We start from the raw sequence: 12,621 nt of genomic DNA, 5'->3' as shown, positions 1-12,621 counted from the left end.
TTGATTAATAAGCAGACGCATTGGGCAGCATTTATTTTCATCAAAGAATTAGCGGCATAGTTCATAGTTTCCACTATACCTTTTGGTGGTTATTTGTTCAAAACCTTGTTGGGAATTTTTTGTTTCGTTGCTTGTTGGTAATAAGCGTCAAAGCGTTCTCGAGATACTTTTTGTAGTTGGTATCTACTGGCAAGTTGCTCTAATGCTTGGAGCGAAGGTAGGGTGTTTATCAAAGCCAAAAAAGTTGCAGGTAATGAAAGCTGTCCTGCTTTGTATGGTTTACCATATCCAGGTAAAACCCATTTTATATCTTTGCGTTGTGACAATTGCGCCAAGCTTTGTTGCCAACCTATGGTGTTTGGCTGCGCTATGTAAGGCAGCAAGTCTAAGCTATGGCCACCATAAAGCGCCTTGTTTTTCGGGCTATAGACATGTAAAACAGCCCCTTTATAGCCATTTCTAATTTCAAGGTTAAGTATGTAATTGCCTAACTCTAATTGCTTGTTACTTGAGAGTGGTTGAAACTCAATGGGTGCAATTGCACGCCAACGAGTTAAACGTTGCTCTGCTTGTTGTAGTTTGGCATGCCAATGAAGCTGCTGCTCAGCAGAGGCTTGTGCAATTCGTTGCTTGCTCAGCTCTAAACTTTGTTCGAAGCCAAATAGCTTTTCTTCCAATTCTAGATCTATGGCACTTTTAATCGAGGCGGAGGTAGTGGTGGGGTTATTTGGAATCAACAATTGCGCATTTGGAAAAGCGCTTTTCAATAAACTCATACCACTAAGTTGTTTTATATCTAAGTTCGTAGCCACCAAGTAACACAGAGGAACTGATAATTTTCCCCTAATTTGCGCTATGAGAAGCTCCAAAGCGACGAAATCGCCATGGCTATCAATTAGGGCTGCACATTTCTCCCCTTGGATCAGCGCTTGATTTGGAATTAGATACTGCGCCTCTTTGTGTGGTTCTAGTAATATGGTGTTTTTATCTAAGATGTGCCAGTTGTTGGCGAATGTCGAGAAAGGAAATAAAGTTAAAGCGATAAGTAAGAGGCTAGGTATCACATGTGGCATCTTACTTATCCTCCAAATGTGTACTAAGTCGCTCTACCAGCTGTTGGCTATGTTGTTTTGCCGATTGCTGATCTTGCTGTAGTGCTTGATATTCATGGCATAAATGCAGCGCGGCCATTAGCAACGCATTTTGATCAGTGCGGACCGTATCCCTGCGCTTCATTTCATCGACGCGTTCGTTGAGTAAATCAACTGCATTAACAAGCGCTTGCTCTTGTCCTTCAGAACATGAAAACTGGTGACTTTTACCCAGTAAGGTAACTGCCACCTGACTTACTTTATTCGTCATTAGTTAGCCTGATGGGCGCTCTGTAATTTATCTAGTAAGCTGCTCAGCGTGGTGCTAGTCTCTTTTTGTTTTTCTTCTCGCTCCAGCAATTCAAGTTGCAGAGTTTCATTTTCATCAACTAACTTAGTATTTTGCTCTTTTAACGTCGTAATTTGCTGCTCAAGTTGCTCATTTTTACCAATGAGTTGATCTATCAGTTGTTCGAGTTGTGGAAGAATATCGTTCATTATAAATGCGCTCTTATCACTGTGATTTGTCATGCAAATGTAAAGCAAAGTGGGTTCTATTACCAGTAATTACGTAGCTTTATACTGATTTTTGCGCCGTTTTGAGAGATAATTCCGATAACTTCGTATTTTGTTCATTTGTCATTCATTAAAGCGGTCATATTTCGCACATAGTGAATTGAGACTAATTTTCAAAAAGCAATTATGTTCAGCATATAAGGCGCCTTATGCTCAGTTATAGACACTCTTTCCATGCCGGTAATCCGGCAGACGTTATTAAGCACCTAGTTTTGGCGGAGGTGTTATCTTACATGACTCGTAAGGATAAACCGTTTGACTATATTGATACGCATTCAGGTGCTGGCTTATTTGAACTCGCTTCCAGCGATGCACAAAAAACACAAGAATTTGCCGATGGTATTGGTAAGTTAATGGACTATGGCGGTAGTAATGAAGCGATTCTGCGCTATGTGGATATGGTACGTGTTTTTAACCAAGATAAACTGGCTTTTTATCCTGGCTCTCCCAAAGTGGCCGAGCAATATTTACGAAAGCAAGATAAAGGGTGGTTTTTTGAGCTTCATCCGCAAGACTTGCCGATGTTACAAAAGAATACTGAACACAAGCGCTCGCTGCGTGTCAAAGGTGAAGATGGGTTCAAAGGTCTAATTGGCTTAGTACCGCCTCTATCAAGAAGAGCTGTGGTGTTAATGGATCCACCGTATGAAATAAAAACCGACTATCAAAAAGCGGTAAAAACCATCGTAAAAGCGCACAAAAGTTTTACTTCTGGCACCTATATGATTTGGTATCCTGTCGTCGATAGGGAGCGTATAGACCAAATGGAACAAGCGCTGGTGGACTCAGGTATTAGAAATATTCAGCTATTTGAGCTGGCAACCTCTGCGGATACAGAAGAGCGTGGTATGACAGCTTCTGGGATGATAGTGATCAACCCACCGTACGTGTTAAAACAAACCATGGAACAAGTTTTACCTGAGCTAGTTAGTGAACTTTCGCAAGCAGATGGTTTTTATCGATGTGAAGAGCTAGTGGCAGAGTAATCTGATGAAGCAGCGTAAAAGTAGCTGCTTCCAAATAAGAATACCTGATGATTTTTTAGGATGCATGCTGATGTGTGGTTTTGGAGATTTAGGCAATTAATTCAAATGAGTTTATTTTCTCGAAGTATTTTATTTGCCCCGCAGAGCAACTTCTCATATGCTGAAGTTATGGATGCCTCTAAAGCGTGCACAGAGTGAAGGATGTTAATGAGTAGCGAAACTGCCAAGGTAAAAAACAATGCCGTACAGTATATTGCCCGACAAGCCATTTTAAATGGCGAGCAGCAAGTGCATGCTTACGAACTATTGTACAGAGATTCACACAACAACGTCTTTCCCAGTGGAGTGAGTGATGGGTTGGCGACAGGTCGTTTGTTCTTTAATTCTCTTTTGTTTATTGGCTTAGACAGACTTGCTGCGGGTTCACTTGCTTTTGTTAATTTTTCAGACGAAACACTCATTCAAGAGCTTCCAAAATTGCTCAGTCCTCAAGGGTTGGTTGTAGAAATAGTAGAGCGTTCAAAAGATATTGAGAGCTTGACCAAGACTGTATGTAAATTAAGTAAAGTGGGGTATCGCTTTGCGTTGGATGATTATGATGGTGATGCGCGATGGGAGCCGCTGCTAGAGGTTGTTGATTTTGTCAAAATCGAAGTTCAACTACCGATAATTAAAACCACCATGATGGTTAAAAAGTTAAAGAGGCAGTACCCGCGTCTCAAAGTTGTGGTTGAACGCATAGAAACCCTAGAACAATTTAATTTTATTCGTAGCGCTGGCGCGGACTATTTCCAAGGGTTTTTCTTTGCTAAACCTGAAATGCTCAACCATGGCAATGTTGAGCCTTCTAAATTGGCTGTTTTTGATTTACTGCGTTGTACAGCGAAAAAGTCACTGTGCTTTAAAGAGGTTCAGGCTCGTGTTGCGAAAGACTTAAGTCTCACTGCACGTGTATTGAAACTAGCTAACGCTAAAGCGGGCGAAGATCGCATTGAAATTCGCTCCATTTCTCAAGCGGTAATATACCTAGGTGAAGATGCGATCCGGCAGTTTGTAAAAGTCTTGGCGTTAAGCGAGTTAGGGGCAGACAAGCCGACCGAATTGACTAAGCTGGGTTTGAACCGAGCGAAGTTTTTGGAGTTATTTTTAAAACCTGGCGGCGATGAGATGGCTGAGCAAGGTTACTTAATCGGGCTTATGTCTGTGTTGGATGCCATTCTTGATGTAGAGCTTTCCGTCATTGTAGACGAATTCTCCCTAGACCCGAATTTAAGCAGTGCACTGTTAAACTATAAGGGGCTCATTGGCGGAGCGCTGCGTCTTGCAATAGAAGTCGAACGTAATAATTTAACTGAGGCAGAATTAATCCTGAATGCCATTCGCCCAGCAACTGAGGTTCAGGTGCTATTTGAATTGATCATTCAAAGTCGTGCCTATGGTGATGAAATGTTTGCAGTCGCAACTGAGATAGACGAGTAAAGACTCGTCTATTCATCAATGCTTGTTTCTTAAGCCAGACCCGTTAGACTGCTTATAGACAAATCAATATCTAGTGACTTCCAGTAATGTTGCTCTTGTTCTAAATCGGCTGCCAGTAAAGTGTGTTCCTCCAGCCATGTGTTTTCAAATTTTAATGTGACGTTATTTTTGGAAATTAACATTTCATGCTTGGGCACTTGTGTTTTCTGGCGCTTCTGATGAAATAAAATAGCTAGGCGTAGTAAAGTTAAAATTCGCGCGAATCGAGGTTGAGACTCTATGTCTACCAATTCATTGAGGTCATGTGCTTTTATCTTTTTACGATGAAAGCGAATAAGTGCGCCGAGCTGCAGTTGCTGATCTTGGGTAAAGCCAGGCAATTGACTGTTCATGACTATGTATGCACTGTGCTTGTGGATCCCCGATGAGTTAATCGCAATACCCACTTCATGAAGGTAGGCAGCCCACTTTAAGATAGCAAGATCGCCTTCTTCTAAATGCCAAATAGGTTCGGCGACCTTGTAAAATTGTGTCAAGGTTTGACAAATATGCTTTGCGTGTTGTGCATCTACCGTATACTGCTCTGCAAAGGAGTCGATGGTGCGAGTGCGAATATCAAACTCATCATTTTGCGCAAGCTCGTGCAGCAAGCCTTCGCGAAGCGAATAGTCACAATACTCGAGTTGTTCCAACCCAAGTTGGTTAAACGCTGCAATTAATATTGCAAGACCGCCTGCAATACTGGTTTTACGCTCTTCTGGCAGCGCCTTTATGTGCACATTGTCCAGCTCTCCTGCCGAAACAAAATGTGCCTGAATGTCTCTTAAAGAATCTAAAGTTAAGACTCGAGTTTCAAATAGTTCATCATTGATGGCACTGAGCGTTTTGATGGTTCCCGAGGTTCCGAGGCTAGATTGCCAGCCCACCTTCTGATAATTCGCGGTGATAGGTTCTATATTTTGTTCTGCATGTATAATGGCTTTTTTAAAGCGCTTTTCAGTAAGTTTCGCATCATTAAAGAACAGCTTGCTCATCGTTACGCAACCCACATTGCGGCTCGTGAGGTGTTTATGTGAATGATGTTTTCCAATAATGATCTCGGTACTGCCACCACCAATATCTATGACCAAACGATTGTTATCATCATGGACATAATTTGCTACACCTTGATAGATTAATCGTGCTTCTTCTTGCCCTGAAATAACATTAATCTTATAAGGAAATACCAATTTAGCTTGTTTCAGGAAGTGGCGTAAATTCTTACAGTTACGCAAAGTGTAAGTGGCAGCAACTTCAACATGTTTTTTATCAAACCCTGCTAATGTTGCTGCAAATTGCTTAAGCGCATGGAGCGCGCGCTCAATGGCATCTGCATCTAAAATAAAGTCTTTATCTAAACCCGCTGCAAGATATACTCGATGCTTTTCTTTGTGTAGCAACTGTAACCTGCCGTCGACCTCCCTTGCTACCACTAAATGAAAACTGTTTGAGCCTAAATCTACGGCAGCAAAAGAAGGGTATTTTGTCATTTTAAGTCCTACTACTTTCCCATTTTTTAATGTGATCATAAATTGCGATCTGTGAGCGGATCTTTTTCTTATTGCCCCGGTTCACGTAGTTATTTTTCTGTTCACTATCAATAAGTCGCGCTTTTACACGATCTCGAAATTGTAGTTCCAATGTGTCAATGATCAACTGTTTTAAGGCATCTTCATAAATAGGCACGCCGACTTCAACACGGTGATCTAAGTTTCGTGTCATCCAATCAGCGGATGAAATATACACTTGTGGATCGCCTGCGTTTTCAAACACCATGACTCTCGGGTGTTCTAAAAACCTATCTACAATACTGATAACACGGATGTTTTCACTGAATCGTGGCAGGCCAGGGACTAAAGCACACATGCCTCGAATGATCATGCGAATTTTTACGCCACAGCGGGCTGCATTGTAGAGTTTATCAATCAGCTCTTTGTCTACAAGGTTATTTACTTTAACGGTGATCCTGGCAGTCTTACCCGCTTTTGAATTGGCAACTTCTTGATCTATCAAAGCGTAGATTTTTTCGCGGGCATTGAGTGGTGAAATCATTAAGTGTTCAAAATTGAAAGGCCTGTAGCTGGTTTCAATAAACTTAAAAACATCATCGCATTCGTTACAAATTTCAGGGTGCTTAGTGAACAAACTAAAGTCGGTATAAATACGCGCTGTTTTTTCGTGGAAGTTACCTGTTCCCACATGGGCATACTTGACGATTTTGCCTTTTTCTTTGCGGTGAATAACGCATAGTTTGCTGTGAACTTTCAGTGCTGGTAAGCCAACCATGACTTTAATGCCATACTCACTGAGCATTTTGGCCCATTCTATGTTGTTTTGCTCATCAAAGCGGGCTTTAAGTTCAACCATTACAGTGACTTTTTTGCCATTTTTTGCGGCATTAATGAGTGATGCAATTAATTGTGAGCGGCTGGCAACACGGTAAATATTGATTTTAATCTGAGTGACCTTAGGGTCAAAAGCTGCCTGACGTACATATTCCAACATATGATTAAACGTATGATAGGGATAATAAAGCAGGATATCTTGCTCTGAAATGGCTTTAAATACGCTGTCGTGTTGGTCAAATGCCGAGCTTTTTAGTGGTGGGAGTGGTTTATTCTCTAGATAGCCTCTGCCAACATTGGGAAATGCGATGAAGTCTCGAAAGTTTCTGTAGCTACCACCTGGGATCAAGGCGTCTTGTTGTGTCACCCCTAAGCGTTTTTTCATTACTTTCATGATACTTTCTGGCATTGCTTCGTCGTACGTGAGTCTCACTGGCTCGGCGTATAAGCGTTGCTTAAGACCTTTTGACATTTTATCCAGTAAACCCTCTTCAAGCTCGTCATCTAGGTTGTACTCTGCGTCACGAGTGAGCTTTATCTCATAGCCCTCAATATGCTCAAAAGATAAGAAATTACTGAACACATCACGTAGATAAAACTTGACCACATCATCTAATAGCATAAGCGTTTTTTGTCGCCGAGTTCTCTCTGGTGGCAAAATCACAAATCGTTCTAATCTATCTGTTGGCAACTCCAGTAATGCATGATGGTGCTTATCATTTTCACTGCTCATCTCGACGAAGAGGTATGTCATAGTGTCATTGATAAGATCGGAGTAGTCTTTATTTTCCGTCAGTAAGATGGGCGACAAGTGTTGTAAAACCTGATCGTTAAAATAATCTCTAAGCCATTGTTGGTGAAACTCTGATAACTCATCAGGTTGCTTTACATGAATATTATGAGCATTTAGATCACTAAAAATCTGTTTATGGATGTGATTAAATTTCTTACCAAGCGATAGTACTTTCTTTTGAATTTGATTGAGCAAAATTTCATTTTCTTCAAAATTGGCGTCAGGTAAGTTGCTCAATAAAATCCGGCGTTTCACATCGGCGACGCGAACACGAAAAAACTCATCTAGGTTATTTGAGAAAATGCCCAAAAATCGAATACGTTCAATGATCGGGTTATTCTTGTCTTTTGCCTCTTGTAAGACGCGCTCGTTAAATGAGAGCCAGCTAAGCTCTTTTGCAAAAAAGCTGATTGCTTTTGGATCACTAGATAATGCGTGCATTTTTCATTCCGTCTTAACAGTTGCTTAATCTAGAGTATGTCTGCAACATGACACTTATATGACAATGGGTACAAGGTGTTGGAATATGCTAAAAGAGGAAAGGAAAATATGGCAGTGGTTCCATTCCTCTGCCATATGAGTGTATCTTAAATTTAAAAAGTAGCTTTGTTTGATATCAATGTCAGTCTGGTTCAATATCCACAATCAAATCGCTGGTAATTGCTTCTAATGCATCAACTACGTTTTCTTTGTGTGTGCCCGGAGGCAAACTAACCGTAGCAAAAGCACTAAATATAGGCACGCCCCAATTCGGTGCGCTTTGCTGTCTTGAATTCAGATGCGTTATATTTGCGCCTTTGTGGCGAATAACGCTTGATAGCTCTTGAATTATACCTGGGCGATCATTACCCGTAATAACTAGATTAAGCTTTTCTATCTTAACTTCATTGTGGTCTTGTTCACCGTGTTCTATTCGGACTTCAAGCTCTGGTATTTCGTGAAGTGCATCCTGTAATGACTGTAAATGCTCTTCAGCGACTTCGACGAGTACGATACCTGCAAATTGACCTGCTAAATGACTTAGGTTACTGGTTGCCCAATTACCATGCTGTTGCAAAATAGTGGCAGATATCTGTTCTACGAGACCAGGCCGGTCCTTACCTATAAGTGTTAATACTAACTGCTTCATATCACATGTCTCTTATTATTAAATGCCTTTACGGCGGTGGTGGAAAAGCGAATTATCGCCTGTTAAGCCTAGTAAACATGGGCGAATTTTCCAATAAGATGACAGTTGCTTTGTAAACAAATGCAAATGAAAACTAGATACATTAAAAAAACCTTTTGGTGTTAATGATTAAAGTTAAAAAAAGCAACAATTTCATCATGGGTCATGTAACATAACTGTCATCTTGATGAAATATAATGCGCCACAACTTGATAATAAAAAGGTGTTTTGATGACTTCCAATCCGCAAAAACCGTCCTTCAAAACGGATAGAAGCCGTCTCTTTAAAGACCGCTTTGCCCAATTCGGAATTACCTCAGGCGGGGTAATGGTTTTGGTTGCTTTGCTATTGATCTTCTTCTACTTACTTTACGTCGTGCAGCCAATTTTCGAATCTGCCAGCGTAACAAAACGCACTGATATTACCCTGCAAAATGATAAAACTTATTTTGGTTTGGGTATGGAAGAGCAGACCGAGATCGCATACTTACTTGATGACAAAGGCCAAGTCGATTTTTATCAAATCAAGGGTCAAAACTCTGGCGATAAGCTAAATACATTGGCTGTTGATTTAGACGGTCAAGTGACAAGCTTCTCTCAAAGTGCACCATTTTTAGGTATTTACGCTTATGGTTTGGACAATGGTCAAGTGCAATTGGTCAAGCCAAGCTTTTTGATTTCATTCCCTGGCAACCAACGTGTTATGCAGCCAAGGTTGAGCTATCCGCTTGATGGTGAACAGTTGTTGGTTGATGACCAAGGTCAGGCAATTAAGCAGTTTGCGTTCAGCCACTACGAAGATAAAACGGCAGTGGTGGCTCAAATGGCGGATAAGCGTGTACTTTTCGCATCTTTTAGCGCAGAAGAAAATATGTTCAGCGGTGAAATGGAGTGGACAGTAGAGCGCAGTGTTTTGCCAATAGAAGGTCGTGTTGACGATATGTTGATCTCGCCTGATACAACAAGAGTATTTGTTCGTTCTGCAAATCAAATTTATGTATTTGATACTCGCTTTGCAGATGAAGTTAAGCAAATCCAACTACTCGCAGCGAATGAAGAGAATGCCAACTTAGTGAATATGAATTTACTTGCTGGTGCTAACTCGTTGATGTTGAGTAATGATAATGGTGAAGTATCACAGTGGTTTGAAGTGAATACGGATGAAGGTCGACAGTTTGCCAAGATTCGTTCTTTCGAAAGCGTAAAAGGTACGCAAGTTGATATCTTTAGCGAGTTTTATCGCCGAACTTTCTTCACAACAACTGACACTGGTGAATTAGGCCTTTACTACACAACAAGTGAAGCGCATCTGTGGCAGGGCAAAGTAGTAGACGGCGCAATTGAAAAGTTTGCTGTGTCTCCACGTGCCAATGCTGCACTGCTTTTATCTGGTAACACGTTGAATATTGTGGAGCTACATAATGAGCACCCTGAAGTAACATGGTCTGCACTTTGGCAGGAAGTATGGTATGAAGGCTACCCTGAACCTGCTTATACTTGGCAGTCAACTTCTGCAAGTGATGACTTTGAATCTAAGTTTTCTCTAGTGCCAATTTCATTCGGTACGATTAAAGCTGCGATGTACGCAATGTTATTTGCGGTTCCCATTGCTCTGTCAGCTGCAATCTATACTGCCTATTTTATGTCGCCGGAATTACGCAGAGTAGTCAAGCCTACCGTTGAAATTATGGAAGCTCTACCAACGGTTATTTTGGGTTTCTTAGCTGGTCTTTGGCTTGCACCGCTTATCGAGGAACATTTACCAGCCATTGTTGCTCTGCTAGTACTACTGCCTATCGCGATTATTGGTACTGCATTTGGCTGGACCAAACTGCCTAAGCAAATTCGTCACTTACTGCCAGACGGTTGGCACTCGGTATTGCTTATTCCGGTTGTATTAATTATTGGCTGGTTGTCATTTGCTATTAGCGACAGTATTGAAGCGTGGATGTTTGGTGGCAACGTGCGCCAGTACCTAACGAACGAACTTGGATTGACATTTGACCAACGTAACTCTTTAGTTGTGGGTATTGCGATGGGCTTTGCAGTTATTCCAACAATCTTCTCAATTGCTGAAGACGCAGTATTCAGTGTACCAAAACATTTATCAAATGGTTCTTTGGCACTGGGAGCTACTCAGTGGCAAACACTTGTTCGAGTTGTACTTCTTACGGCAAGTCCGGGTATTTTCTCTGCTGTAATGATGGGATTAGGGCGTGCTGTGGGTGAAACCATGATTGTATTAATGGCGACAGGTAACACACCAATTATGGATTGGAGTATTTTCCAAGGTATGCGTACGTTAGCTGCAAACATTGCGGTTGAAATGCCAGAATCAGAAGTAGGTAGCTCTCACTACCGCATCCTGTTCTTAGCTGCATTTGTACTGTTTATTTTTACATTTATCTTTAACACGGTGGCTGAGTTTGTGCGTCAGCAACTGCGTGAAAAGTACAGCTCAATGTAACGGAGTGAAATGACATGGTAAGACAATGGTTTAAGTCAGGATCTCCTTGGATCTGGATGACAGGTGGTGCAGTAAGCATCAGTTTAATCTCAGTAATTGGTTTATTAGCAATGATTGCTTGGAAAGGGCTTAGCTTTTTCTGGCCAACTGAGGTCGTAGAGTTCGAATTAGAGGGCTCTGTTGCAAAACAAACGGTAATAGGTGAAATCTATGACCGAGAAATGGTACCTAAAGCGCGTTTAGAAGCGGCAGGCTATGATTTATCAAATTATCAAGACGAATACGTTGAGCGTTTATTGGTTAAGACAGGTAACCGTGAATACGTAGAACTGGATTTCCGTTGGATCTTGACAACGGATATTCAAAGTCAAAAAGTGCCAGAAGATATGGCCGTATTCGAGCGCAGTAAAAATGGTAACTTTTACGGTTATGTTGTACGTGTAATTGAAGATGGCAAAGTCGTTTCACAGCAGCCTGTTGAGCGCTTAGAAGCGCTCGTTGAACGCGCTGTTGAACTTAATGAAGAGGCCCTTGATCTACAAAATGGTGACATTGGTCACATTAACTATGAGTTAGAAAGGCTTCGTCTTAAAGAACGCGGTTACCAGTTAGATGACGAGTTAACTGATGAGGTTAAAGCGGATCTAGAGGCGCAAAGAGCGCAGCTAAGAGAAGACTATAAAGTATTTGAAAAGCGTTTATTCGAATTACGTGCTGACGCCAAGCGTGACTATGTTGTTGTCAGAGACATGCGTGGTGAAGAAGTGACATTACCACTTTACCAAGTATTGGATGTGTGGTTCCCAAACAATATGGGTTTCTTCTCTAAAGTTGGCCACTATTTCTCGCAAACGGGCAAATTTATCAGCGACGACCCTCGTGAAGCCAATACTGAGGGCGGGGTGTTCCCAGCCATTTTCGGTACTGTCTTTATGGTTATGCTAATGGCCGTCATTGTTACGCCATTCGGTGTTATTGCAGCGATTTACTTACATGAGTACGCAGCCAAGAATGCGGTGACTAAAATGATCCGTATCGCGGTAATTAACTTGGCGGGTGTCCCGTCGATTGTTTACGGTGTATTTGGCCTAGGCTTCTTTGTTTATATGTTAGGTGGCTCAATTGACCAACTATTCTATCCTGAAGCAGCGCCAAGCCCTGTATTTGGTACGCCAGGTGTTATTTGGTCAGCATTGACATTGGCGATTTTGACGTTGCCAGTTGTTATTGTTTCTACCGAAGAAGGACTATCACGTATCCCAAGTTCAGTTCGCCACGGCTCTTTAGCTTTAGGGGCTACAAAAGCTGAAACGCTATGGCGCATCATTGTTCCAATGGCGAGCCCGGCGATTATGACTGGATTAATCCTAGCGGTTGCCCGTGCTGCCGGTGAAGTTGCACCACTTATGCTGGTGGGCGTTGTTAAGATGGCACCGACACTACCGTTAGATGGTAACTTCCCTTATATTCATTTAGATCGTAAGTTTATGCACTTAGGTTTCCATATCTATGATGTTGGTTTCCAAAGTCCTAATGTAGAAGCTGCGCGTCCATTGGTTTACGCGACGGCATTCTTACTTGTTACGGTGATCATTGCACTTAACATTACAGCAATTGGTATTCGTAACCACTTACGTGAAAAATTCAGAGCTCTAGAGCACTAATAGTACAGATTTTA

General features: G+C 41.6%; 10 protein-coding genes. 4 read left to right on the top strand and 6 right to left on the bottom strand.

Going from position 1 to position 12,621, the window contains the following annotated elements; all coding sequences use genetic code 11:
* Positions 1–89: 89 nt before the first annotated feature.
* Genes N475_RS07560 through N475_RS07550 form a run of 3 tightly spaced genes read right to left on the bottom strand, consistent with a single transcriptional unit; the run spans position 90 to position 1,589 of the window.
* On the bottom strand, positions 90–1,073 hold the full coding sequence (locus N475_RS07560; protein WP_063364981.1) for an MBL fold metallo-hydrolase: 984 nt from the start codon (positions 1,071–1,073) through the stop codon (positions 90–92).
* 1 nt (position 1,074) lies between these two features.
* Complete coding sequence (locus N475_RS07555; RefSeq protein WP_063358692.1) at positions 1,075–1,362, bottom strand: cell division protein ZapA; 288 nt, start codon at positions 1,360–1,362, stop codon at positions 1,075–1,077.
* Positions 1,362–1,589 carry a DUF904 domain-containing protein gene (locus N475_RS07550; protein WP_405127422.1) on the bottom strand — a complete coding sequence of 76 codons (228 nt, stop codon included), beginning with the start codon at positions 1,587–1,589 and terminating at the stop codon, positions 1,362–1,364. Before N475_RS07550 ends, N475_RS07555 begins: the two co-directional genes overlap by 1 nt.
* Positions 1,590–1,816: 227 nt before the next feature.
* Between N475_RS07550 and N475_RS07545 the strand changes: the two genes are divergently transcribed.
* Both N475_RS07545 and N475_RS07540 read left to right on the top strand, forming a co-directional pair.
* Positions 1,817–2,653, top strand: coding sequence for a 23S rRNA (adenine(2030)-N(6))-methyltransferase RlmJ (locus N475_RS07545; protein WP_063364980.1), 837 nt, complete (start codon positions 1,817–1,819; stop codon positions 2,651–2,653).
* 201 nt (positions 2,654–2,854) lie between these two features.
* The gene (locus tag N475_RS07540; RefSeq protein ID WP_063358694.1) at positions 2,855–4,132 is read left to right on the top strand and encodes an EAL and HDOD domain-containing protein; all 1,278 of its coding nucleotides are present in this window, start codon (positions 2,855–2,857) and stop codon (positions 4,130–4,132) included.
* Between the two features lie 29 nt (positions 4,133–4,161).
* Here N475_RS07540 and N475_RS07535 read toward each other — a convergent pair whose 3' ends face one another.
* The 3 genes from N475_RS07535 to N475_RS07525 all read right to left on the bottom strand — a co-directional run bounded on the left by N475_RS07535 (position 4,162) and on the right by N475_RS07525 (position 8,438).
* Positions 4,162–5,661, bottom strand: coding sequence for a Ppx/GppA phosphatase family protein (locus N475_RS07535; protein WP_063364979.1), 1,500 nt, complete (start codon positions 5,659–5,661; stop codon positions 4,162–4,164).
* A 1-nt stretch (position 5,662) separates the two neighbouring features.
* Positions 5,663–7,750 carry a polyphosphate kinase 1 gene (gene ppk1, locus N475_RS07530; protein ID WP_063358696.1) on the bottom strand — a complete coding sequence of 696 codons (2,088 nt, stop codon included), beginning with the start codon at positions 7,748–7,750 and terminating at the stop codon, positions 5,663–5,665.
* Between the two features lie 181 nt (positions 7,751–7,931).
* Positions 7,932–8,438 (bottom strand): glycine cleavage system transcriptional repressor, encoded by a 507-nt coding sequence (locus N475_RS07525; protein ID WP_063358697.1) that lies wholly within the window; start codon positions 8,436–8,438, stop codon positions 7,932–7,934.
* Between the two features lie 270 nt (positions 8,439–8,708).
* Between N475_RS07525 and N475_RS07520 the strand changes: the two genes are divergently transcribed.
* Together N475_RS07520 and pstA are read left to right on the top strand one after the other, a co-directional pair.
* The gene (locus tag N475_RS07520; protein WP_063358698.1) at positions 8,709–10,943 is read left to right on the top strand and encodes an ABC transporter permease subunit; all 2,235 of its coding nucleotides are present in this window, start codon (positions 8,709–8,711) and stop codon (positions 10,941–10,943) included.
* 14 nt (positions 10,944–10,957) lie between these two features.
* Complete coding sequence (gene pstA, locus N475_RS07515) at positions 10,958–12,607, top strand: phosphate ABC transporter permease PstA (protein ID WP_063358699.1); 1,650 nt, start codon at positions 10,958–10,960, stop codon at positions 12,605–12,607.
* Positions 12,608–12,621 lie beyond the last annotated feature (14 nt).

It is taken from the genome of Pseudoalteromonas luteoviolacea DSM 6061 (assembly GCF_001625655.1).
In the GTDB taxonomy this organism is placed as follows: domain Bacteria; phylum Pseudomonadota; class Gammaproteobacteria; order Enterobacterales; family Alteromonadaceae; genus Pseudoalteromonas; species Pseudoalteromonas luteoviolacea.
The sequence above is the reverse complement of the archived record's forward strand: the minus strand, read 5'-3'. Positions and strand labels throughout refer to the sequence as shown.

What these genes read in the sequence shown, in the direction of transcription:
- N475_RS07520 (WP_063358698.1), top strand. Translation starts at nt 8,709, where the DNA reads ATGACTTCCAATCCGCAAAAACCGTCCTTCAAAACGGATAGAAGCCGT.
- N475_RS07545 (WP_063364980.1), top strand. Translation starts at nt 1,817, where the DNA reads ATGCTCAGTTATAGACACTCTTTCCATGCCGGTAATCCGGCAGACGTT.
- ppk1 (WP_063358696.1), bottom strand. Translation starts at nt 7,750, where the DNA reads ATGCACGCATTATCTAGTGATCCAAAAGCAATCAGCTTTTTTGCAAAA.
- N475_RS07550 (WP_405127422.1), bottom strand. Translation starts at nt 1,589, where the DNA reads ATGAACGATATTCTTCCACAACTCGAACAACTGATAGATCAACTCATT.
- pstA (WP_063358699.1), top strand. Translation starts at nt 10,958, where the DNA reads ATGGTAAGACAATGGTTTAAGTCAGGATCTCCTTGGATCTGGATGACA.
- N475_RS07555 (WP_063358692.1), bottom strand. Translation starts at nt 1,362, where the DNA reads ATGACGAATAAAGTAAGTCAGGTGGCAGTTACCTTACTGGGTAAAAGT.
- N475_RS07525 (WP_063358697.1), bottom strand. Translation starts at nt 8,438, where the DNA reads ATGAAGCAGTTAGTATTAACACTTATAGGTAAGGACCGGCCTGGTCTC.
- N475_RS07540 (WP_063358694.1), top strand. Translation starts at nt 2,855, where the DNA reads ATGTTAATGAGTAGCGAAACTGCCAAGGTAAAAAACAATGCCGTACAG.
- N475_RS07535 (WP_063364979.1), bottom strand. Translation starts at nt 5,661, where the DNA reads ATGACAAAATACCCTTCTTTTGCTGCCGTAGATTTAGGCTCAAACAGT.
- N475_RS07560 (WP_063364981.1), bottom strand. Translation starts at nt 1,073, where the DNA reads ATGCCACATGTGATACCTAGCCTCTTACTTATCGCTTTAACTTTATTT.